Genomic DNA, 22530 nt, shown 5'->3' with positions numbered 1-22530 from the left:
TTTTTAGAGTTCATTTTCTTCGATTTTAGCGTAGATGTTTTCTAACAGTTCTTCCGGTGTCTCTCCGATGACGGTCTGGCCGTCAACAAGACAAAAATGGTCAAGCGAGCAGATGCCGCAGTAGCCAAGACAACCATACTCGACGACATCGACATTCGGGTCGCGTTCGAGTTGTGACATGACGACTTGTGTCCCTGCCGCTAAGTTACTGATACAAAATTCAATAATGGGATTCACTTTTTTTCCTCCTTTAAGCAGGAATTTACCTTCCTCTTGTCGTATTATACAAGGTCAGACTGATTTAGGGGAACTAAGGGGGATTTTAAGTTATGAAGCAACTAGTCGTTTTAGGTGGCGGATATGGCGGAATGCGAATTTGTGAACGCTTCAAGGATGAAGAGGTCGCCGTGACGCTTGTCGATCGATTGCCGTATCACGCACTAAAGACCGAGTATTACGCTCTTGCAGCAGGTACATTATCCGATCGTGATGTCCGGATTGAATTTCCGGAGGGGAAACATCTCACATATAAATATGGACATGTCGTTAACATCTCGCCAGAGACGAATTCTGTGTTCTTGCAAGACGGGACAGAACTTTTTTATGACGATCTCATCATCGCATTAGGTTGCGAAGATAAATACCATAACATACCGGGTGCTCAAGAGTTTACTTATAGCATTCAGACACTCGAAGAGTCACGCAAAACGCATCAAGCGATTTGTGGACTGTCGCCCGGCGCGACGGTCTCGATTGTCGGTGCCGGTCTCTCGGGTGTTGAACTGGCAAGTGAACTCCACGAAAGTCGCAAGGACTTGAAGATTCGTTTATTCGATCGTGGTCCATCTGTCCTATCGTTCTTATCTGATAAAGTATCCTCTTACGTTCAGGAATGGTTCGAGGAGCATGACGTCGATGTCATCAACAATTCGAACGTCACCCTCGTCACAGCAGATGATGTCCGCAACGGTGAGGACGTCTATCCGACGAACTTAACGATTTGGACAGCCGGAACGCAACCCGTCAAAGTTGTCCGTGACCTTGGATTTGAAGCAGATAGCGGCGGACGGATTAAACTAGCGGAGCATCATCACGTTCCGGAATACGATAACTTGTTCGTCATCGGTGATTGCGCGAGCCTCCCGTACGCACCAAGCGGACAACTCGCAGAGCATCAAGCGGATCAAGTCGTTGATGTCCTTGAAGCGAAATGGGCCGGAAAAAAACTTCCGAAATTACCGGAAATCAAATTACGCGGCATGCTCGGGTCACTCGGAAAATCAGATGGATTCGGAATCGTCATGGGTAAACAGGCCCTGACGGGAAAAGTGCCACGCCTTCTAAAATCAGGTGTCTTATGGAAACATAAAAAGATTAAATAAACGCAAAATCCCCAAAGTCCATTTAGGCGCTTTGGGGATTTTAGGCTGTATACACCACTTATGTAGAGTAAAGAGGCTTACATGCCTCTGCTTTCTCCTCACCTTTTCTTACACCGGCCTAAAAAGCTTTTCATTTCGTTGACTCCTGCGGGAAAAAGCGCGTTTTTTCGCGCTGCCAAGAGGCAGGCAAGACCCTGCTCGTTGTCCGCCAGGATCAAGGGGCTTGCGCCTCGCCCGAGGAAAGCAACGAAGAAGAAACAAGCTTTGATCACCCCATACTACTTTGTCTACACGCTGAAACCCCCAAAGTCCGCTTAGGTACTTTGGGGATTTTTAAACGTCAATGAAGTTTACTGCGCAGCCTGATTCAATTTCAGATCAATCGCACGCGTGACTTTTTTCAGTTGAACATACCCTTCGTCAATCATTTCGCCATCGAGTAAGACGAGTGGGTAAAAATATTCGTCGTCTTTTAAAGCATCCACCCAACTGTCACGTGTCGTCGCCTGTTCAAAATCGACGTAAACAAATGTTAACTCCGTTTCATATTTCCGTCCAAGTACAGCCTGTAACCAGCTGAACGTCTCTTCCGAACTCGGTGCCCCGACACAGCTCGGACACGTCACAGCTGCCCCATATACCTTGATTTCCATCAGATATCCCCCTTCTTCCGTTTACTCTTTCTCAGTATACAAGTTTTCCAGATTGAGAACATTTTTCAACCCTGTTACAATGAATTTATAAGAAAGGATGTGTTTACGCATGGAAATGTTTGATCAAGTGAATGAAGTCCTCGAAAAATTGCGTCCGTTCCTTCTTCGTGATGGAGGAGACGTTGAGCTCGTAGATGTTGAAGATGGTATCGTTAAACTTCGTTTGATGGGAGCTTGCGGCAGTTGCCCAAGTTCGACAATCACATTGAAGGCTGGTATCGAACGTGCCCTGCTTGAAGAAGTAGCTGGCGTCGTTGAAGTAGAACAAGTCTTCTAATTCGAAAAAACCCCCCGATGACATCCGTCGTCGGGGGGTTTTTATGGTTATAAAATCCACTCGGCAAGCGAATCGACCATGTACGTCGGCTGAACATCCTGCCCTTGAATAAAGACAGGCGTATGAACACCCGAGTTGACATGCATCGTCCGAATCCCACCATTGATTCCGAATAAGATATCCGTATGGTAGTTGTCACCAACCATGATGACATCTTCCTTCGCAAGACCAATCATTTCAGCAGCGATGTTGACCATGACCGGTTCCGGTTTCCCGATGTAGAACGGCTCTTTTTCTGTCGTCACGCGTAAAACCGACGTCAAGGCACCGTTTCCTGGTAAGAAGCCGCGTTCTGTCGGAATTGCGATATCGCCGTTCGTCGAGATGAATCGTGCTCCTGCCCGAATCGCCAGTGCACCGATCGCTAACTTCTCATACGTGATTTGACGATCGAGTCCGATGACGACGTAATCCGCATGCTCATCGGCAACGACTTGAAGTCCTTGTTGTTCTAAGGCATCGAGCAACCCGTGTTCACCGATCGCATAGACATTTGCACCTGGGTCGAGTTCTGCGATGTAGCGACCTGTCGCCATCGCACTCGTTAAGACATGTCCTGCATCGGAATGAACGCCCATGCCGCGTAGTTTTTCAGCGACGGCTTCTGCTGTCATCGATGCATTGTTCGTCACGAACAGGTACGGCACGCCTTCTGCTTGCAAGCGATTGACAAAATCAACGGCTTCTTGAACAGGTTCTGTTCCGTTATACATCGTGCCGTCTAAATCGAATAAATAACCTTTCGCTTTCATCCTGACTCACTCCTCGTTTGGTAAAAATGCCGAGACGGGTCCGAGTTCTGTCTCTAAGTATTGACGGACCGCGGACGGAAATCGACGAAGCTCTATTTCTTCTTCGCTCAAGACCGTCCGGACTTCTGCTGTACTCGACTTCGTAAACTCACGGACGATCGGTGTCCGCAGTGCGACGATTCGTTTTAAGCTCGTCGCGAGTTCTGCGTCAATCACCCGCTCGTCTTCTAAAATCAATACGATATCTTCATAACTTCCCGGATCACGCATGATGAAACCATCAATCATACTATTTCCGATATCAATGATACTTTCGATGACTAAAAACCCGATCCGTTCCAGCGCTAAAGCTGTCGTCACCGCATCCCCCGTTAACTCTTTGCTTTGACGAAGCGCTGTCTCGAAACAAATCACCGTTTGTTCAATCTTTTCCCGATTCACGAAATACATCTAGCATTCCCCCTCACATCTTCCATTTTAGACCTATCGGCGGTCCATGAAAAGTAGAAACGCCATTTGCATCACATTCCTCAATGTGTTATCCTCAATTTAGATTTTTACCCAAAATAGTATGTCACATTAAGTGACTTGGAGGTTATTTATACATGGAACGGGAACTTGCATTAGAAATCGTCCGCGCAACAGAGGCTGCTGCCCTCGCATCTGCAAAATGGATTGGTCGTGGGAAAAAGAACGAGGCAGATGATGCCGCAACGACAGCGATGCGTGAAGTCTTGAATACGGTCAATATGACAGGAACAGTCGTCATCGGAGAAGGTGAACTCGATGAAGCACCGATGCTGTTCATCGGCGAACAACTCGGCACGACAAATGGTCCGATCGTCGACATCGCAGTCGATCCGCTCGAAGGCACGAACATCGTCGCAAAAGGACTCGGTAACGCCATGGTCGTCATCGCTGTCGCAGACCAAGGCGCACTCTTGCATGCTCCTGATATGTACATGGATAAATTAACGGTCGGTCCGAACTTAAAAGGACATGTCTCGCTCGACGATCCACTCGAAGTCATCATTGAAAAGGCAGCTGAACTGAACAATAAACGGATTGAAGACGTGACGGTCATCATGCAAGACCGCCCCCGTCACGACCACTTCCGTGAAGCCGCTATGCGGATGGGCGCCCGCGTCCGGTTATTCGAGGACGGCGATGTTTCTGCCGGAATCGCCCCCCTTTCACCGGCAACAGGCATCGACATCTTCATCGGAACGGGCGGTGCACCGGAAGGCGTCATTACCGCTGCTGCTGTTAAAGCAATGGGTGGCGACATGCAGGCACGCTTGCACCCGATGGACGACGAAGAGACGGCCCGTGTCATTCGGATGGGACTTGCTGATCCGTTACAATTATTGACGCTCGACGACTTAATCAAGAGTGACGATTGTATCTTCGCGGCGACAGGTGTCACGACCGGTGAAATGCTCGACGGGGTCAAGTTCATCACGGACGATATCGTAGAGACGACGTCGCTCGTCATGCGCTCAAAAACACGGACCATCCGTAAAGTCATCGCGGAACACAGTCTGTCGCGCAAACCGTACTTGCAAAATGTTCCCCAAACCCTTTAATCTGAAAAGAGACTAGGAAATGAGGGACTTTACACGTCATGATGGAAGAACGCGATTTTTTATATGATGATGTCGAACAAACGAAAACACGGTTTATTTGCTGGATTGGTGAAACGAGCCGGTTCGATTTAGCAATCACGCACTCGGAACATTTTTTCGGAAAGATTTTAGTGCTGAATTTACTCTCGAACCGCTTCGCAATCATCGGTGCCGATGATTTTGACGAACCGGGTTATATCGCTCATGCCTTCGACCTCGAAGAAGACGCAGCTGATGAACTCGAACGGTATTTAAGTGAATACATTGGTCTCACATGAAAAAAAGCAGCTCCATCCGTGAAGGATGGAGCTGCTTTTTAAGCATTTTAGAGGAGACGATCATTGCGTTCATTCAGTGTATTCGGTCCACTGAACACATTCGTATTGTCTGAATCATCATGAGCTTTACGCTCTGAATGCTGATCTGCCTCGTCCCCGACGAGCAAGACGAATTGATGGTCTTCGACTGCTTTGTTTGCACGGTCGACATCTTCTTTACTTAAGCCACTCGCTTGCAACACATCTGTATGCGTCGTCGAAGCAGCTTCTTTCTTTTTGAAGATCCCTTTGATCTCATGCCATAGGTTCATATGCTCTTCTTGCGACAGCTTCGTTGACGTTTGGTGATTATGCAAATCTGCCATGTCTTCGATTTGATCTAAATCATAGCGGTCATGGGCAACGACTTTTAAGTCCGTTGAAATGACTCCGGCGACACGCAAATCATGAACAGCACTAACGATTTCTGGCACAGTTTTATAAATCCCGACGATTCTCATGGATGGTTCCCCCTATAGGTACGTGATACTTATAGTAATAGCCGAAATCAGCCCATCAGAAACGCTTTTAAATATGTCTTTTTGATTACTATGCTTCTTCAGTCGGAGAAAATTTACGTTTAAGCTTCAACGTATTGGCCGAAGATCCGTCGAAGCGAGGTGGTGCTTCTTCTCCTTCTACCGGCTCCATCCGCTTGACGATGAAATAAGCACAGCCGAAATTACAGTATTCATATAAATAATCCGCAACATGCGAAATCTTCGTATCAAACGTCGCCTTGATGTGATCGTCATTATAGAAGCCACGTAGTCGAAGTTGACCGTGCCCCCAATCTCCGACGATGTAATCATATTTTTCGAGGACATCACTGAATCGTCCGATGAAAGCTTCCTCATTGAAACCTTCACGCTTTTCTTCGACGATTTCATATCGTTCGCGATTGACTTGTATCATTTTTCCACCCCCTGCTCCTATTATCATAGCATATTCATTTCTGAAAACGAATCTCCGCGCAGACGAAAAACCGTCCCAGTCGGCTACTGAGACGGTTTCATTTACTCAATCGATTGGTAAAGCAGCTTTATTTTTTTTCGCTGCGTTGACTTGTTCATCCGCATGATAAGAAGAGCGGACGAGTGGACCGGCTTCACAGTGTGAGAAGCCTTTGCCAAGCGCAATTTGTTTTAGTTCAGCAAATTCTTGTGGTGTATAGTATTTGATGACATCCAGGTGTTTTTTCGTCGGTTGAAGATACTGACCGATTGTCATGATATCGACGTCGTTCGCACGAAGATCATCCATCGTCTGTAAAATCTCTTCCCACGTTTCACCAAGTCCTAACATCAAACTTGATTTCGTCGGGATTTCGGGAGCAAGCTCTTTTGAACGGCGAAGGAATTCGAGTGTCCGGTCATACGTTGCTTTTGCGCGGACCGTCGGTGTCAAGCGTCGAACCGTCTCGATGTTATGGTTCATGATGTCCGGTTTCGCTTCAATCAAGGTTTGGAGCGCATCAAAGTTTCCACCCATATCAGATGGCAAGACTTCAATCGATGTCTCCGGGTTCATCCGTCGTACTTCACGGACCGTTTCGGCGTAAACTCCTGCCCCGAAGTCATTCAGGTCGTCACGTGCTACTGCCGTGATGACTGCATGTTTCAAGTTCATCAGACGAACCGATTCTGCGACACGTGTCGGCTCTTCTAAATCGAGTTCATTCGGACGTCCTGTCGTCACAGCACAAAAACGGCATGCCCGTGTACAGATACTTCCAAGAATCATAAACGTCGCCGTCCGGCGAACGGCCCAACATTCATGGATGTTCGGACACTTCGCTTCCTCACAGACAGTATGTAGCTTTTTTTCTCGCATCATACTCTTAAGCTCTGTGTAGGTCTCGTTCGTATTCAACTTGATTTTTAGCCATTCTGGTTTCCGTTGAATCTCTCCTCTAGCCATAAATACACTTCCCCCTTCATCCCCAAAAAAAGTCATTTATTTTCTGTTTCAGTATACCAAACAATTATCGTTTAGGGGCATGCAATTCAGTGAATTCTGACTTCTCCGATAGCCGGTTAAATAGCAAATCTCGTAAAAGCTCCGGCATGAAATACTGTTTTGGCATGTCTTTGATTGCTGGGAAGAGAGGTCCAAACGTAAACATGTCTGGCATCGCGACCGTGTAGTGCGCCGACTCGTCCAGTGTGGCTAAAACGGAGTCACGTCCTGCGTAATGCATTTTCCCCATCAATTTCCCGCGAAACCCGAGTCCACGGACTTTTAACTGTTCAAACTGATTCGTTTCGACTTCTTCCATGAACGTCATCAGTTGCCGTCCTGTCATCGTGACGTTACACGGATTGATGGGATGCGGACATAACCGGTGCAGGTCGAAGGAAGAGACGGGACCCGGAGATAGCGAACCGAGCAACATACCAGCCGGGACACAAGCAATATCTGCTTTACACCAGTCCTGCATCGTCTCTGCTAACAGTTGGGAGAACGGTGACGGACTAAACCAGTCATTCGCTAGACCTGATGTCCTGCCAATCGGTTGTTTCATCACTTTTTCAGCAGTATATTGTTCACGGTCGAGTAATCCGGAACTCGCTTCATCCGCCGCATAGTCGTGGAGCGGGTGCAAGACGGCTTCTTTTTCACCGGTATCCGTGTTGAGATAAATCTCACCTGCGTATTGACCGTGCTTACCGGCTTGAGCAATCAAGACACCATTCTTGACGACACCATCGTCTAAGACATGATGCGTATGGGCTCCGATGATTAAATCAAGCTCCGGAAACCGTTCTGCCAGTTCCTCATCCTGATAAAACCCAAGATGACTCAAACAAATCAGGACGTCGACCTGTCCGCGAAGCGACTCGATTTCACGCGCTGCTGCTTCGAACGGGTCTTCGATTGTCCACCCGAGCAACTCATACAGTTCATAGTAAGGGGCCGTCAGACCAAAGACTCCGACGTTACCGGTCGGAAGTTCCTGAATCATGCCAGACTTCGCGAACGGTGCTGTCATATTCGAGACGAGTACAGGGAACGTCGCTTCTGTATAGAGTGCCGCAAGCCAGTCATGGGGAAACGTGATTCCTTCATTGTTTCCGATCGTCACGGCAGTCGGTGCTAACTCATTTAAGAGATGGGTATTGATTTTTCCTTGCGTCGCTTCCGTCGCCGGTGCGACACGGTCTGCATGATCCCCTAAATCAAAGACAAGGGAGTCGTACGTCCGGTGTTCCTTGATGAACGACATATAGCGAGGCCACATATCAAAGTGTGAATGAAGATCATTATAATGGATGACGTGTAACTTCACGCTCAAAGCCTCCTCTAAAATTAAAACAACGAGATTTGCCGGGGAGCGAGTTCATAATCGAGATTAAGGATCTCAATCAGACGTTTCGCATTCGGCGCGGCATCGCCTGCTGAATTGTTATTAAAGAAAACATACACGTCTTTCGCTTGTCCTGCAAGCGTCCGGACATGTTCTGCTAATTCTTGTAATTCTTCTTCCGAGTACCGGTATAAACAACGGACCTTCCGCCAGTCGTCACTGCTTTGTCCCGGCTTTTTCAGCCAGCCGTTTTTGTTCCGACCATGCAAGCGGACGAACGCTGTTTCTTGCGTGACGACAGGAACAAACGGGACGGAACCGTCTTCTGTCTGCGGCTCATCACAAATCGTATGAATGAACTGATGCTCTGCTAAAAAACGAAGTGTCCGTTCCCGATATTCGTCGGAGTACCAGGACGGATTTCTGAATTCGATCGCAACCGGGAGTCCCGCAAGCGATTTACGAACAGTTTGCAAGTATTCAAGGTGAACTTTACTAACGTCGAACCAAGGTGGCAGTTGAACGAGAATCGCAGCAATCTTCCCGCTCTGCCGCATCGGCTCAATTGACGCGATATATTGTTCGAAAATCGGACCGAGCGGATCTTTGTTGTCCCGATCGTGCCCGCTCATCGCCCGGTGTACTTTGACGATGAAGCGAAAGGCGTCTGGTGTTTCTGTGACCCATTTTTGATAGTTTCGTTCCGGTTGAATCGCATAAAACGTCGAATCGACTTCGACTGCCGGAAAGTGTCCCGCGTAGGCAGCCAGTTTTTCTTTTCGGTCTTGCGGTGTCGGATAGAGGCTATCATGATCCCCCCAACCGGTCACGCCGACATAAATCATCCGCTTATCCCTCCTTACGACAAAAAAGACCTATCGCTTTTTTTGACGCAGGCTTTTTTGCACTGTCTATTTTCTTATCATATCACAGCTAAATCGAAAACTTCTTCTCGAAGATTGTCGTCAGCGTGTTCGTTCGTATCGAAGGACAACACAGCCGGAAGAAGCAAAGTGCCGTTGTTCGACGAGGCGTAAAGCAAGTGGTTGATCGAGGCGTCCAAACATCCGTTTTCCGCATCCGAGCAGGACAGGATAGACGACAACATGGTATTCATCAATCAAGTCACGTTGCATGAATTGTGCAGCAAGATTTGCGCCACCGACGGATATCCGTTTGCCGGGCATCCCCCGTAAACGTTCGACTTCTTCTTCAATCGTTCCTGTTGCAAGCCGGGCATGCCCATCGACGTGCGTCAATGTCCGGGAGAAGACAATCTTCTCGATTCCTGTCCAAATCAGTGCATAGTCACGAATTTCTGTGACTTCTTCCGTGTCGCTTACGTTCGACCAAAACGGATGCATCATTTCATATAATTTCCGTCCATAGAAATGTGTATCAAACTGTTTTTCGTAGTCATTGAAGTAACGATGGAGTTTCTTGTCAGGTGTAAAGGGGAGTAAGCCTTGCCCATCCTCTAGATAGCCGTCAAGCGATGCTTGAAATGAGTAGACGATCGGTCGCATCGGTCATCCTTCCTTTCGAGAGAACTGTTTCTTACTCTCTACCCGTTGTCGGAAAGAACAATCAACAATATAAGACCGTATGCCAGACGGATAGTTCGTGTTATCCGACACGCTTTCCCTTCTCGAATCACATCTTGAAAACACGTTGATTCTCGTGACTCCTATTGGAAAAAGCGTTCAGCGGTAATCGCTTTAGCAACCAATCTGACTTTCGTTAAAGTCAGCTACTGGAGACAAATGCTGTCTTATGAAGATTGAAGAGCCGACATCACCATACTGCCGTGTCGCGCTTCCATGTCTCGACTCGCCTTACTCTGCGGCACAACCTAAACAAAGCTTCTCTTTTTCGTTGACTCCTACGGGAAAAAGCGCAAGGCAACTTGCGCTGTCAGAGGCAGGCAAGACCCTGCTCATTGCCCGATAGGTCAAGGAGCAACGGCTTGCCCCTCGCCCGAGGAAAGCAACAGAAAAGGAAGAAGCTTATTCTTGTCTAATCCGGCTTCGCCTAAAAAAGTACGAGAGCAGATTTTAATCTAAACGAAATCACGCGCCTCACCCGATTCCTAAAGGAAAACGGATAAAGCGCGTGAGGAGTGTAAAATTCTTTTTCGGAGTTAGATTATCCGATTGAACCTTCCATCTCGAACTTAATGAGACGGTTCATTTCGACCGCATATTCCATCGGCAATTCTTTTGTGAATGGCTCGATGAAGCCCATGACGATCATTTCTGTTGCTTCTTCTTGTGAAATCCCACGGCTCATGAGGTAGAACAATTGTTCTTCCGAGACTTTCGATACTTTCGCTTCGTGTTCAAGCGAGATGTTATCGTTGAGGATTTCGTTATACGGAATCGTATCCGATGTCGATTGGTTATCCATGATGAGTGTGTCACATTCGATGTTCGAACGCGCTCCGGTCGCTTTACGGCCGAAGTGGACGATTCCGCGATACGTAACTTTCCCACCGTGTTTAGAAATCGATTTCGAGACGATCGTTGACGACGTGTTTGGCGCAAGGTGGATCATTTTCGCACCCGCGTCCTGGTGTTGCCCTTTACCCGCGATGGCAATTGATAATGTCATCCCACGTGATCCTTCACCTTTTAAGATGACGGCTGGGTATTTCATCGTCAATTTCGAACCGATGTTACCATCGACCCATTCCATCGTCGCGCCGGCTTCACAGATCGCACGTTTCGTCACGAGGTTGTAGACGTTGTTTGCCCAGTTTTGGATCGTCGTGTAACGGCAATACGCGTTTTTGTTGATGAAGATCTCAACGACCGCCGAGTGAAGCGAGTTCGTTGTGTAGACCGGTGCCGTACATCCTTCGACGTAGTGCACAGATGCTTCTTCGTCAACGATGATGAGCGTCCGCTCGAATTGACCCATGTTTTCCGAGTTGATGCGGAAGTAGGCTTGAAGCGGCGTATCCATCTTGACGCCTTTTGGTACGTAGATGAACGATCCACCCGACCAAACCGCTGTGTTAAGGGCAGCGAATTTGTTATCTGTCGGCGGAATCAATTTACCGAAGTACTCACGGAACAAGTCTTCGTTCTCTTTGAGTGCTGTATCTGTATCTTTGAAGACGATCCCTTGATCTTCAAGTTCACTCTTCATGTTGTGGTAAACGACTTCTGATTCGTACTGTGCCGAAACACCTGCCAAGTACTTTTGTTCTGCTTCCGGGATACCGAGTTTGTCAAACGTACGTTTGATTTCTTCCGGTACTTCATCCCATGATTTTTCAGCACGTTCCGACGGTTTCACGTAATACGTGATGTCGTCAAAACGAAGATCTGATAAATCGCCACCCCAGGCTGGCATCGCTTGTTCGTTGAAAATCTTAAGCGATTTCAAACGGAAGTCGAGCATCCATTGTGGTTCTTCTTTCATTTTCGAGATCGTTTCGACGACTTCTGTCGTCAAGCCACGTCCAGAACGGAAGATCGAGATATCGCGATCGTGGAAACCATATTTATAATCGCCAATTTCAGGCATGTTCTTAGCCATGTTCATTTCCTCCTCTTACTTACTGACCGAAGTTACTTGCCTTCTTCCACGCCACGTTCGAGCGCTTTCCAAGCAAGTGTCGCACACTTGATACGTGCTGGGAATTTTGTCACACCGGAAAGTGCTTCTGCGTCCCCAAGATCAAACTTCTCATCATCATAGTCTTTCCCTTGAACCATCTCCGAAAAGATTTCTGCGAGTTGTAATGCTTCTTCGACCGTTTTTCCTTTGACGATCTGTGTCATCATCGACGCGGACGCCATACTGATGGAACACCCTTCGCCGTCAAACTTCGCATCTTGGACGATATCGTCTTCGATCGCGAGCTGTAAACGAATCGTGTCTCCACACGTCGGGTTGTTCATATCGATCGTCACGCCTCCCTCGATCGCACCGCGATTACGAGGAGTTTTATAATGATCCATGATCACTTGACGGTACAAGTGATCGAGATTGTTAAAATCCATGACTGAAATACTCCTTCGTTTGACGAAGTCCTGTCACTAAGGCATCGACTTCTTCTTGCGTGTTATACAAGTAGAAGCTTGCTCGTGCCGTTGAACTGGCACCGAGCCAACGCATCAGTGGTTGTGCACAGTGATGACCGGCGCGGACTGCGACGCCTTGCATGTCGAGTACCGTCGCGACATCATGTGCATGGACATCGCCGAGATTGAATGTGACGAGACCGACACGTTCTTCTGGACCATAAATCGTTAATCCATCGATTTCACGCATCTGTGCCATCGCATACCGGGCGAGTTCGCGTTCATGGGCTTCGATGTTCTCTAGACCGATTTCTTCTAGAAAATCAATCGCTGCCGACAGACCGACTGCCCCCGCAATGATGGGTGTACCGGCTTCAAAACGGTACGGTGATGGTTTGAACGTCGATTCTTCAAGTCCGACGTAATCAATCATCTCGCCTCCGAATTCGACCGGTTCCATCGCATTCAGTAATGCTTTTTTACCATATAAGACGCCGATTCCTGTTGGTCCACACATTTTATGGGCAGAGAACGCCAGGAAATCACAGTCGAGATCGACGACGTCAATTTTTTGATGCGGTGCACTTTGCGCTGCATCGACGACCATGACGGCACCGACGGCATGCGCGAGTTGCGCCACTTCTTTGATTGGATTGATCGTACCGAGGACGTTCGAGACATGTGCCATCGCAACGACTTTCGTCCGATCGGAAATTTGTGCTTTGACGGCTTCAATCGTCACGCGACCATCAGCTGTCAAATCAACATATTTCAATTTCGCTTTTTTCTTTTTCGCGACTTGTTGCCACGGAATGAGATTCGCATGGTGCTCAAGATAGGTGACGACGATCTCGTCGCCTTCTTGCACATGCTCCATTCCGTAACTGGACGCGACGATATTAATCGCCGTCGTCGTCCCACGGGTAAAGATAATTTCTTCATGGTGTTGCGCCTTGATGAAACGACGTACGTTCTCACGCGCACCTTCGTACGCATCCGTCGCTCGTGTTCCGAGCGTATGGACGCCACGGTGCACATTCGAATGAACCGTCTTGTAGTAGTTGTCGATCGCTTCGATGACGACGAGCGGCTTTTGTGACGAAGCCGCACTATCTAAATAGACGAGTTTCCGGTCATTAACCTGTTGGTCAAGAATCGGAAACTGATTGCGGATGGATGCATCGATTCCCATATTAGTTTACTTTCCCTTCAATCACTTGAACGAGACGTTCCTTGACGGAGTCAATCGCAAGCTCAGAGACGACAGGTTGTAAGAAACCGTGAACGACAAGGCGTTCTGCTTCTTTACGTGACAACCCACGGCTCATCAAGTAGTAAAGTTGAAGTTCGTCGACACGGCCGACAGATGCCGCGTGTCCTGCCATGACATCATCTTCATCGATCAAGAGGATCGGGTTTGCGTCACCACGTGCCTTTTCAGACAACATGAGCACACGTTCCGTTTGGACTCCGTTTGATTTCGACGCACCATGGTGAATCATTGACGTTCCGTTGAAGATCGACGTCGCAGAATCTTTTTGGACACCGTGAATCAAGATGAATCCTTCAGATCCTTTACCGAAATGATCCGTCCGGACGTTGAAGTTTTGTTTTTGATCGCCACGACCGACAGTAACGGCTTTCGTATCTGAGAACGAATCGTTCCCGACGAGATGCGTTTTCGTTTCTGTGATCGTATGTCCGTCATTCATGTGACCGAGTGCCCATTCGAGCTTCGCACCTTGTTTGACGACACCACGGCGGTTCATATACGTGACAGCACCTTTCGCAAGCGTATCAACGCCTCCGAAAAGAACTTTTGCATTCGCTTCGACGAACACTTCCGTCACGACGTTGACGTTATGTGCTTCTTCACCGTAAGAGACGAAGCTTTCGATATACGTCAATTCGCTGTCTTGATCGGCAACGATGATTGCGTGGTGGTAAAGTGCGCCGCCTGCTTGTTCGAGCGTATAGATTGCTTGCATCGGTACCGTCAGCTTAACGCCTTTAGGTACGTACAAGAATGTTCCGCCGTTCATGAGTGCTGCGTTGAGTGCTGCGAGACGGTCTTCATTGACGTTGACGCCTTCTGTCATGAAATACTTCTCAACGAGTTCCGGATGATGCTTCATCGCATCCTCAAGCGTCGTGAAGATGACACCGTTCGTTGCTTCACTATTTTGCGCATGGACAAGTTGTCCGTTACGCGTGATCAACATATGGTCACGGTTTTCACCGATTAATGTTTCGATATCCGGCGTGAGACCTGTTGCTGTCTCAAGATCTGCTGTGCCTTCTGTGAAGTTCCAGCCACCGATTTTAATTTTTTCTACTTTTGGCAATGCGAGCGTTGGGGCAAGATCAAGTGCATCTTGGCGCTTAGAAATCATCCAAGCGGGCTCCCCTAAGCGAGTCGCACGTTCTGCCACTGCCTCGCGATTTACGGCAAGATTCAGTTCTACAGTCATCATGCTTCCTCCCTCGTCTTACGCTTTTGTTTCGATTTCGACTTCTTCGATGCCGAGTTCTTTTTTAACCCAGTCATATCCTTCTGCTTCAAGACGGTGTGCAAGTTCTTTTCCGCCAGACATGACGATTTTTCCACCCATCATGATGTGGATGAAATCAGGCTCGATGTAGTTCAAGAGACGCTGATAGTGCGTGATGATGAGGCAACCGAACTCAGGTGAACGCATTTCGTTAACACCTTTTGCAACGACTTTAAGTGCATCGATATCAAGACCTGAATCGATTTCGTCGAGGATTGCGATTGCTGGTTTCAGCATCGTCATTTGAAGAATTTCGTTCCGTTTTTTCTCTCCGCCTGAGAAACCTTCGTTGAGGTAACGGTGTGCCATTTCGCCTGGCATTTCAAGAAGTCCCATTTGTGCGTCAAGTTGACGGATGAACTTCATGAGTGAAATTTCATCGCCTTCTTCGCGACGTGAGTTGATTGCTGAACGAAGGAAGTCAGAGTTCGTAACACCGCTGATTTCGCTTGGGTATTGCATGGCGAGGAACATTCCTGCTTGCGCACGTTCGTTAACTTCCATCTCAAGAACATCTTCTCCGTCGAGTGTGACTGATCCAGATGTTACTTCATACGTTGGGTGACCCATCAATGCAGACGCGAGTGTTGATTTACCTGTCCCGTTTGGTCCCATGACCGCGTGGATTTCGCCGCCTTTGATTTCTAAGTTAACGCCTTTCAAGATTTCTTTGCCGTCGATTGCGACGTGTAGATCTTCAATCTTCAAGTGTGAAGCCTTCATGTAGAATCCCTCCATCTATTCATTTCGTGTCTGACGATTCAGTTCACGAGAGTTACTAATTTAGTATCATTCTAATCTTAATGAATCATACCACATTATTCAAGCGTCATCGCTCATGGTTTTTTCTCAAAATGAAGCCTTTTAGTGAGAATGACTTTAAAGTGATACGACTTCTTTCTCTTCTTCCACCTTCGTTCGTCTGTGAACCCGCTGTGACAGTAAGAGCAGTGGTATTCCGAGTAATGTCAAGAGGGCTAAGCAACCAAAAATCGGCAACGGACGATCGGCGCCAAAATAAAAAAGTAATTGTCCGCCGATGACCGGTCCGATTGACTGACCAATCGATGTTAAGCCCATCGCTCCGAAATAACTGCCCCGTAATTCCGGTTTCGCAAAACTATCGGTCAAGATATCCGTCATCGTGAACATCATCACTTCCCCGCACGTGAAGATGAACATCGCACCGATCATCAACCAGACCGTTCCGGCATTCCCCATGACGAATAAACCGAACGCGACGGTCGCAATCCCGACCGTAATCGAGACGAGCGGCGACGTCTTCATCCCGAACTTCATGATCGGGTACTGGACGATTAATACGGTCACGGCATTAATCGTGATCAATAAAGCAAACAAACTAGTCCCACCGGACAGTAACGTCGTCGTCGTCAAAAATTGCGGCAACGTCGAGTTGAACTGACTGTAGCCGAGAATCCCGAAAATGATACCGGCGAGGGCAAACGTGAAAGCGACGTCCGTTTTCAACAGTTGAACCGTTGCGCCGAACGAAACTTTTTTCCCGCCGTGACTCTCTGTGATCGGATACCGCTGAAACAGGATAAAAATCGCAATCCCGTACGCGAGATAAACAAAGGCTGTTATATAGAAGGTAATCGCTGTATTGCCGGCACTGAGCAATAACGCAATCCCCGGCCCGATCGCAGCCGCGACATTGATCATCGCATAACGGATGTTGAAGACGAACAGTCGATTTTTTTCATCCGTCGTGTCACTGATCAGGGCACGGGCGGATGGTTCAAAGATGGAACGAAACACGCCGTTCAAGGCACTCAAGGTAAAGAACGCCCAAAACGTCTCGACCTGCGCCAAGGCGATGAAGACGAAAACGAAGCCGAGTGTTCCGGTCAGCATCATCGTCCGACGGCCGTAACGGTCAGACAAGGTCCCGCCGATGAAACTCATGACAAGACTCGAGACGGCTGAAATACTGAGGACCCAGCCGACATCGACCGGGCTGAACTCCAGCACCGTCGATAAATAAATCGCAAAGAATGGCATCGTGATGAACGTCCCGAGCCGTGAGAAAAATGTTCCGAGCAGGACGCCGATCGTCAGCGGATGTAACTGTCGTAAACGGTGCACCTAGAATCCCCCTTCAACTAAAAAAATAATGCATCCTTCCATTATATAGGAAGAATGCATCATTCGAGTGAATTATTTGCTGACCGGGACGACGGCCCCTTTATATTCTTTCGTAATCCAATCCTGTGTCTTTTTCTCGTGTAAGATATCGAGCAATGCCGTCACACGCTCGTCTTTTTCATCACCTTCACGCGTGACGATGATGTTGACGTATGGTGAAGACTCATCTTCAAGGGCAATTGTGTCTTCTAACGGGTTCAAACCGTTATCAATCGCGTAGTTCGTGTTGATGAGGACAGCATCGCCTTCATTGTTTTTGTACGCTTGCGGCAAGAGTGACGCTTCGATATTCGTTTTGAACTCAATGTTCTTCGGGTTTTCCGCGATATCGCTAAGCTGAGCATCTGTCGTCTTACCGTCTTTCAACTTAATTAAGCCTTCGTTTTGGAGGAACGTCAAGACACGTCCACGCTCCGCGACGTTTGAGCTCGTCAAGATCGTTGCACCTTTCGGTAACTCGTCGAGCGACTTATATTTTTTTGAGTAAACGCCGAGCGGTTCAACGTGGACGCCGCCTGCATTTTCAAATTTATAAGATTTGTTCTCTTTTTCCTGTTGCTCAAGGTACGGAACGTGTTGGAAATAGTTCGCATCGATTTCTTTTTCAGCGAGTGCCTTGTTCGGCAACACATAATCTTGGAACTTTTTGATTTCGAGTTTGTAGCCTTTTGCTTCATACTCTTTTTGAACGTGCTCTAGGATTTCAGCATGGGGAACGTTTGAAGCACCGATGACAAGTGTCTTCGCGTCGTCTCCTGACGACTCTTCCCCACATGCTGCAAGACTGACTGCTAAGACGGATACTGCTGCTGTACCGACGAATTTTTTCCAAAGTTTCATGAATAATTCCTCCCAAGTTAACTAAAAATAGTATTATCGTTTATCGATTGCTTTTACGAGCAGGTCACCAATAATTTGAATGATGAAGACGATGACGAGAATCAACAATGTCGCGATGGCGATGACATCGTTTTGAGAACGCTGGAAACCTTCGATATATGCCATGTCCCCGAGTCCTCCTCCTCCGACTACTCCGGCCATTGCCGTGTAACCGACGAGCGCGACGAGCGTGACGGTGATACCGGAGACGATTGCTGGTAGTGCTTCCGGAATCAACACTTTATAAATGATTTGGAACTTCGTTGCCCCCATCGATTCCGCTGCTTCGATGACACCTTTGTCGACTTCACGCAGTGCCAGTTCGACCATCCGCCCGTAAAACGGTGCCGCCCCAAGAATCAGTGCCGGAAGTGCCGCTGTTGGTCCTAAGAACGATCCGACGATGATGAGCGTCACTGGAATCAATAAAATCAACAATATAATAAACGGAATCGAACGGAAGATGTTGACTAAAAAGCTGAGCACGGAATACAGTGCCCGGTTCTTAAACAATAAGTCTTCATTCGTCGCATACAACAACAGACCAATGATTAAACCGAGTATGAAAGTCGCTAGACCCGCGACGGCTGTCATATAAACGGTACTGCCGGTCGCCGTCCAGACCATTTCCCAATCGAGGTCGTTAAAGAATGTCGTCATCGGTGATCCACCTCCACTTCCACGTCACTCGCTTGAAGTTTCGCGATGACCGCTTGTGTTTCATGTGCCGCACCAATCAGTTGGATGAACAACGTTCCGAGTGCACCGTCTTGCGTCTGTCCGACGTTCCCGCCGATGATATTAAATAATAAGGTCGAATCTTTCATGACTTCTGCCAGGATCGGACTTTCTGCTGTCGAACCGACGAATGTCAGCTGGACGATTTTCCCTGTCGGATAGCGCTCACGAAGTTTCGCGAACGTCAACTCGTTTTCTGTAGACGACGTCAGTTGTTTGACGAATTCTTTTGTCATCGCTTGTTTCGGATGCCGGAAGACTTCTGAAACAAGACCCTGTTCGACGATTTTTCCGGCCTCCATGACGGCGACCCGATGACAGATTTTTTGAATGACGTGCATCTCGTGTGTGATCAAGACGATCGTCAGTTTTAGTTTTTTATTGATGTCGACGAGTAACTCTAAGATCGAGTCCGTCGTTTTCGGATCAAGGGCGCTTGTCGCCTCGTCACATAATAAGACGTCCGGGTTTGATGCCAGTGCGCGGGCAATCCCGACGCGTTGTTTTTGTCCACCGGATAGTTGTGACGGATAAGCGCCTTCGCGACCGTCGAGTCCAACGAGTTGAATCAGCTCGGCGACCCGTTCTTTCCGGCGTGCTTTCGGATATCCGCCGAGTTCGAGCGGGAACATAATGTTTTCTTCGACCGTTCGTGACCAAAGCAAGTTGAAGTGCTGAAAGACCATCGAGACATTTTTCCGGACGCCGCGTAATTCTTTCGGTCGTAACGTCGTCATCTCGACACCGTCAATTTGAATCGAACCGCTTGTCGGTGCTTCTAACATGTTCAGCAGGCGAATCAAGGTTGACTTCCCTGCACCGGAATAACCAATTATCCCGAAAATTTCGCCGCGCTCAATCGTGAGATCGACGTTTGCGACAGCTTCGACTTCGCCGCGCTTCGAGCGATAAATCTTTCCTACATCCTGTAAACGAATCACTACTGTCCCTCCTAAACATAAAAAAAGTGCGCACGTTTTAGAGCAAACGCGCGCACTTTCAGTACACAAAACCATTTGCTCTCATCTTGCAGACGTTCGTCTGCTGGAATTAGCACCACTTCGGAAATAAATTCCGCGGTTGCCGGGTTTCATCGGGCCAGTCCCTCCACCACTCTTGATAAGAGTTATCGGTATTTAGTTGTTTTTAATATATTTTGAATATTAGCAGGGGTTATTTTGCTTGTCAAACAGTTTTTTCAGAAACTTTTTCGAGCAGACTGAAAGCATACGTTAAATCTTCTTTCAAATCCTCTGCATCTTCAAGTCCGACCGAGATTCGGACGAGACCATCCGTGATGCCGAGTTCCGCCCGACGTTCTGCTGGAATCGATGCATGTGTCATCCGTGCCGGAACGGAAATCAAACTTTCGACCGCCCCTAAGCTTTCAGCAAGCGTGAAGAAGTGTGATGCTTCCACAAGTTTCTCTGCATTTGCAGCTGAACCGACATCAAAGCTGATCATCCCGCCGAAACCAGTCGCTTGTTTTTGCTGGATCGTATGACCGGGATGCGAGGCGAGTCCCGGGTAGAAGATGTTCGAGACGACGTCTTGCGCTTGCAGGAAGCTGACAAGTTCATGTGCTGTCTCTTCGATCGCTTCCATCCGGATACCGAGCGTCCGCAGACCACGGACAAGCAGGAAGCTGTCTTGCGGTCCGAGAATTCCGCCCGTCGAGTTTTGGATGAAGTGGAGTTCTTCGCCGAGCGTATCATCATTGACGACGACAAGCCCTGCGACGACGTCCGAGTGTCCGCCGATGTATTTCGTTGCACTATGCAGCACGATATCTGCCCCAAGCGCGATTGGTTGTTGCAAGTATGGTGTCGCGAACGTGTTGTCGACGACGAGCTTCAAGTCGTGACGACGCGTGATGGCTGCGATCGCTTCGATGTCCGTCACTTTTAATAACGGGTTCGTCGGTGTCTCGACGTAGAGCATCTTCGTGTTGTCCTGAATCGCCGCTTCCGTCGCGCTGAGATCCGTCGTATCGACGAATGTCACTTCGATGTTGAACTTCGGTAGGACACGTTGCATCAAGCGGAACGTTCCGCCGTAGACGTCGTCCGTCATGACGATGTGGTCGCCAGACTGAAGCAGATTGAAGACAGCATGGATCGCCGCCATTCCTGATCCGAACGCGAATCCACGGACGCCTCCTTCAAGATCAGCAATCAATCGTTCGATGCTCGTCCGCGTCGGGTTTGCTGTGCGCGAGTACTCATACCCGTCTTTTAATTGACCGATTTTTTCTTGCTTATATGTGCTCGTTTGATAGATTGGCGGTGTAACGGCACCCGTTGCCTTGTCTACACCCGTTCCTCCGTGAATCAACGCTGTTTTTTTACGCATGTGTCTCGTCCACCTTTTCAAAGATTTGTTGGCTCAAATACCGTTCTGCACTGTCTGCGAAGACGGTGACAATCGTACTTCCCGGATGGCGCTGGGCGATATCGAGCGCCGCGGCGAGTGCCGCTCCTGCTGAACTGCCGACGAGTAACCCTTCACGTGCCGCCAGTTCATGGACCTTCGTAAAAGCATCCAAATCAGAAATCGTATGAATTTCATCAACTAAATCACGAGAAACGAGACTTGGCCATTTGGCTGTCCCGATTCCTTCTGTTTTATGCGGTCCGGCTGACCCTCCGTTGAGGACGGAGCCTTCCGGTTCGACGATTGCCCCTTTTGTCCCGAAGCGTTCTTTTAAGAAAGCCGTCGTTCCGGCAAACGTTCCACCTGATCCGCATCCGGCGACGAACCAGTCGATGTGACCGAGTTCCGCCACAAGCTCCGGACCAAGTGTCCGCTGATAAGTGACCGAGTTTTCTTCGTTTTCGAATTGGAGTGGCACATAACTGTTCGGAATCGTTTGTCCGAGTTCTTTTGCCTTATCGATTGCGCCTTGCATATCGAGTTCAGTCGGCGTGTTGACGACAGTCGCGCCGAGTGCCCGCATCAACGTCTGTTTCTCTTGACTGAACTTTTCCGGGACGACACAAATGACCTGTAAGTCATATTTTTTAGCGGCGAGCGCCAAACCGATGCCGGTGTTGCCGGCAGTCGGTTCGATGATCGTTCCGCCTGGTGTCACGTACCCCTGTTCGATTGCGGCATCAACGAGTTGGATACCGAGGCGGTCTTTGACGCTGCCCCCAGGGTTCATCCATTCGAGCTTCGCCAAAATCCGCGTACCAGCAGGCAAATCGAATGAAGTAATCTCGTACAGTGGCGTATTTCCGACGAGGTCGCGGACTGACTTCGCGATCATCCGAAGACGATGTCCCATTCGTCGCGACCGGCAAGCATTTTCTCGGCATAGTGCTTCGCTCCTTTAAGGTCGTGTGCGCTCGCAAACCCACATTGTGTTTCGTTTTGTGCCGGAATCACTTCAGCCGCTAAGACGTCGTTCAATGTCTTCTCGACGAGTTCACTCATTTTTTCGACTGAGTCAAAGTTCATCATCGCCATGTAGAAACCAGTCTGGCAGCCCATTGGCGAAACATCGATGACGTCGTCCGAATAGTTGCGGATGTTTTCAGCAAGTAAATGTTCGAGTGTGTGCATCGCACGCATCGGCATTTGCTCGACGTTCGGTTGTGTGAAACGAATATCATATTTGACGACTTGGTCGACTTTACCTTCTTTATAGCCTGCTACACGAATATATGGTGCTTTGACTTTCGTATGGTCCAAGTTAAAGCTTTCTACGTTCATTTTTTTGATTGTCATGA

General features: G+C 48.4%; 26 protein-coding genes and 1 riboswitch. Of the genes, 4 read left to right on the top strand and 22 right to left on the bottom strand.

What is annotated here, in order from left to right; genetic code table 11:
- Positions 1-3: 3 nt before the first annotated feature.
- Entirely contained in the window at positions 4-237 is a 234-nt protein-coding gene (locus tag KNP99_RS05725; RefSeq protein ID WP_088837684.1) for a YuzB family protein, read from the bottom strand.
- Positions 238-329: 92 nt separating this feature from the next.
- Between KNP99_RS05725 and KNP99_RS05720 the strand changes: the two genes are divergently transcribed.
- Entirely contained in the window at positions 330-1382 is a 1053-nt protein-coding gene (locus KNP99_RS05720; protein ID WP_088837685.1) for an NAD(P)/FAD-dependent oxidoreductase, read from the top strand.
- Positions 1383-1732: 350 nt separating this feature from the next.
- Here KNP99_RS05720 and KNP99_RS05715 read toward each other — a convergent pair whose 3' ends face one another.
- Positions 1733-2035: a DUF1462 family protein gene (locus KNP99_RS05715; RefSeq protein WP_088837687.1), complete on the bottom strand. Its 303-nt coding sequence runs from the start codon at positions 2033-2035 to the stop codon at positions 1733-1735.
- Between the two features lie 109 nt (positions 2036-2144).
- Between KNP99_RS05715 and KNP99_RS05710 the strand changes: the two genes are divergently transcribed.
- A complete protein-coding gene (locus KNP99_RS05710) occupies positions 2145-2372 on the top strand; it encodes a NifU family protein (RefSeq protein ID WP_012371190.1) in 228 nt (75 codons plus the stop codon).
- 47 nt (positions 2373-2419) lie between these two features.
- Here the strand turns inward: KNP99_RS05710 and KNP99_RS05705 are convergent, their stop codons facing one another.
- Both KNP99_RS05705 and KNP99_RS05700 read right to left on the bottom strand, forming a co-directional pair.
- Complete coding sequence (locus KNP99_RS05705; protein WP_088837688.1) at positions 2420-3184, bottom strand: TIGR01457 family HAD-type hydrolase; 765 nt, start codon at positions 3182-3184, stop codon at positions 2420-2422.
- A 6-nt stretch (positions 3185-3190) separates the two neighbouring features.
- Positions 3191-3634, bottom strand: a complete 444-nt coding sequence (locus tag KNP99_RS05700) for a DUF86 domain-containing protein (protein WP_088837689.1) — start codon at positions 3632-3634, stop codon at positions 3191-3193.
- 155 nt (positions 3635-3789) lie between these two features.
- On the opposite strand from KNP99_RS05700, the gene glpX reads away from it, so the two are divergent.
- On the top strand, positions 3790-4770 hold the full coding sequence (gene glpX, locus KNP99_RS05695) for a class II fructose-bisphosphatase (RefSeq protein ID WP_088837690.1): 981 nt from the start codon (positions 3790-3792) through the stop codon (positions 4768-4770).
- Between the two features lie 38 nt (positions 4771-4808).
- Entirely contained in the window at positions 4809-5087 is a 279-nt protein-coding gene (locus KNP99_RS05690; RefSeq protein ID WP_088837691.1) for a DUF3055 domain-containing protein, read from the top strand.
- Positions 5088-5134: 47 nt separating this feature from the next.
- Here the strand turns inward: KNP99_RS05690 and KNP99_RS05685 are convergent, their stop codons facing one another.
- The 18 genes from KNP99_RS05685 to KNP99_RS05600 form a co-directional block, all read right to left on the bottom strand.
- A complete protein-coding gene (locus KNP99_RS05685) occupies positions 5135-5587 on the bottom strand; it encodes a general stress protein (RefSeq protein ID WP_088837692.1) in 453 nt (150 codons plus the stop codon).
- A gap of 88 nt (positions 5588-5675) precedes the next feature.
- Entirely contained in the window at positions 5676-6041 is a 366-nt protein-coding gene (locus KNP99_RS05680; RefSeq protein ID WP_088837693.1) for a YutD family protein, read from the bottom strand.
- A gap of 105 nt (positions 6042-6146) precedes the next feature.
- Positions 6147-7046 (bottom strand): lipoyl synthase, encoded by a 900-nt coding sequence (gene lipA / locus KNP99_RS05675; RefSeq protein WP_088837694.1) that lies wholly within the window; start codon positions 7044-7046, stop codon positions 6147-6149.
- Between the two features lie 64 nt (positions 7047-7110).
- On the bottom strand, positions 7111-8415 hold the full coding sequence (locus KNP99_RS05670; RefSeq protein WP_214766905.1) for a bifunctional metallophosphatase/5'-nucleotidase: 1305 nt from the start codon (positions 8413-8415) through the stop codon (positions 7111-7113).
- Between the two features lie 20 nt (positions 8416-8435).
- Positions 8436-9278 carry a DUF72 domain-containing protein gene (locus tag KNP99_RS05665; protein ID WP_088837696.1) on the bottom strand — a complete coding sequence of 281 codons (843 nt, stop codon included), beginning with the start codon at positions 9276-9278 and terminating at the stop codon, positions 8436-8438.
- Positions 9279-9398: 120 nt separating this feature from the next.
- Positions 9399-9959: a dihydrofolate reductase family protein gene (locus KNP99_RS05660; RefSeq protein ID WP_215193097.1), complete on the bottom strand. Its 561-nt coding sequence runs from the start codon at positions 9957-9959 to the stop codon at positions 9399-9401.
- A gap of 619 nt (positions 9960-10578) precedes the next feature.
- Entirely contained in the window at positions 10579-11976 is a 1398-nt protein-coding gene (gene sufB / locus KNP99_RS05655) for a Fe-S cluster assembly protein SufB (protein ID WP_028105809.1), read from the bottom strand.
- Between the two features lie 32 nt (positions 11977-12008).
- The gene (gene sufU / locus KNP99_RS05650) at positions 12009-12443 is read right to left on the bottom strand and encodes a Fe-S cluster assembly sulfur transfer protein SufU (RefSeq protein ID WP_029331275.1); all 435 of its coding nucleotides are present in this window, start codon (positions 12441-12443) and stop codon (positions 12009-12011) included.
- On the bottom strand, positions 12433-13656 hold the full coding sequence (locus KNP99_RS05645) for a cysteine desulfurase (RefSeq protein ID WP_029331277.1): 1224 nt from the start codon (positions 13654-13656) through the stop codon (positions 12433-12435). The genes sufU and KNP99_RS05645 overlap by 11 nt, the downstream gene beginning before the upstream one ends.
- Position 13657: 1 nt before the next feature.
- Complete coding sequence (gene sufD / locus KNP99_RS05640; RefSeq protein WP_088837698.1) at positions 13658-14935, bottom strand: Fe-S cluster assembly protein SufD; 1278 nt, start codon at positions 14933-14935, stop codon at positions 13658-13660.
- A gap of 18 nt (positions 14936-14953) precedes the next feature.
- The gene (gene sufC / locus KNP99_RS05635) at positions 14954-15739 is read right to left on the bottom strand and encodes a Fe-S cluster assembly ATPase SufC (protein ID WP_012371204.1); all 786 of its coding nucleotides are present in this window, start codon (positions 15737-15739) and stop codon (positions 14954-14956) included.
- Positions 15740-15895: 156 nt separating this feature from the next.
- Entirely contained in the window at positions 15896-17122 is a 1227-nt protein-coding gene (locus tag KNP99_RS05630) for an MDR family MFS transporter (RefSeq protein ID WP_214766898.1), read from the bottom strand.
- Between the two features lie 72 nt (positions 17123-17194).
- Positions 17195-18022: a MetQ/NlpA family ABC transporter substrate-binding protein gene (locus KNP99_RS05625; RefSeq protein WP_088837700.1), complete on the bottom strand. Its 828-nt coding sequence runs from the start codon at positions 18020-18022 to the stop codon at positions 17195-17197.
- A 33-nt stretch (positions 18023-18055) separates the two neighbouring features.
- Positions 18056-18721, bottom strand: a complete 666-nt coding sequence (locus KNP99_RS05620) for a methionine ABC transporter permease (protein WP_088837701.1) — start codon at positions 18719-18721, stop codon at positions 18056-18058.
- Positions 18718-19740 (bottom strand): methionine ABC transporter ATP-binding protein, encoded by a 1023-nt coding sequence (locus tag KNP99_RS05615; protein WP_088837702.1) that lies wholly within the window; start codon positions 19738-19740, stop codon positions 18718-18720. Before KNP99_RS05615 ends, KNP99_RS05620 begins: the two co-directional genes overlap by 4 nt.
- Positions 19741-19818: 78 nt before the next feature.
- Positions 19819-19925: riboswitch (SAM riboswitch) on the bottom strand.
- Positions 19926-19984: 59 nt separating this feature from the next.
- A complete protein-coding gene (locus KNP99_RS05610; protein WP_215193096.1) occupies positions 19985-21151 on the bottom strand; it encodes a bifunctional cystathionine gamma-lyase/homocysteine desulfhydrase in 1167 nt (388 codons plus the stop codon).
- Positions 21144-22067: a PLP-dependent cysteine synthase family protein gene (locus KNP99_RS05605; RefSeq protein WP_215193141.1), complete on the bottom strand. Its 924-nt coding sequence runs from the start codon at positions 22065-22067 to the stop codon at positions 21144-21146. The genes KNP99_RS05610 and KNP99_RS05605 overlap by 8 nt, the downstream gene beginning before the upstream one ends.
- The gene (locus KNP99_RS05600) at positions 22064-22528 is read right to left on the bottom strand and encodes an S-ribosylhomocysteine lyase (RefSeq protein ID WP_088837705.1); all 465 of its coding nucleotides are present in this window, start codon (positions 22526-22528) and stop codon (positions 22064-22066) included. Before KNP99_RS05600 ends, KNP99_RS05605 begins: the two co-directional genes overlap by 4 nt.
- Between the last annotated feature and the right edge of the window lie 2 nt (positions 22529-22530).

Origin of the sequence: Exiguobacterium sp. s95 (assembly GCF_018618655.1) — a bacterium.
GTDB lineage: Bacteria > Bacillota > Bacilli > Exiguobacteriales > Exiguobacteriaceae > Exiguobacterium_A > Exiguobacterium_A oxidotolerans.
Note: the sequence above shows the minus strand (reverse complement) of the source record. Positions and strands in the feature narration are given on the sequence as shown.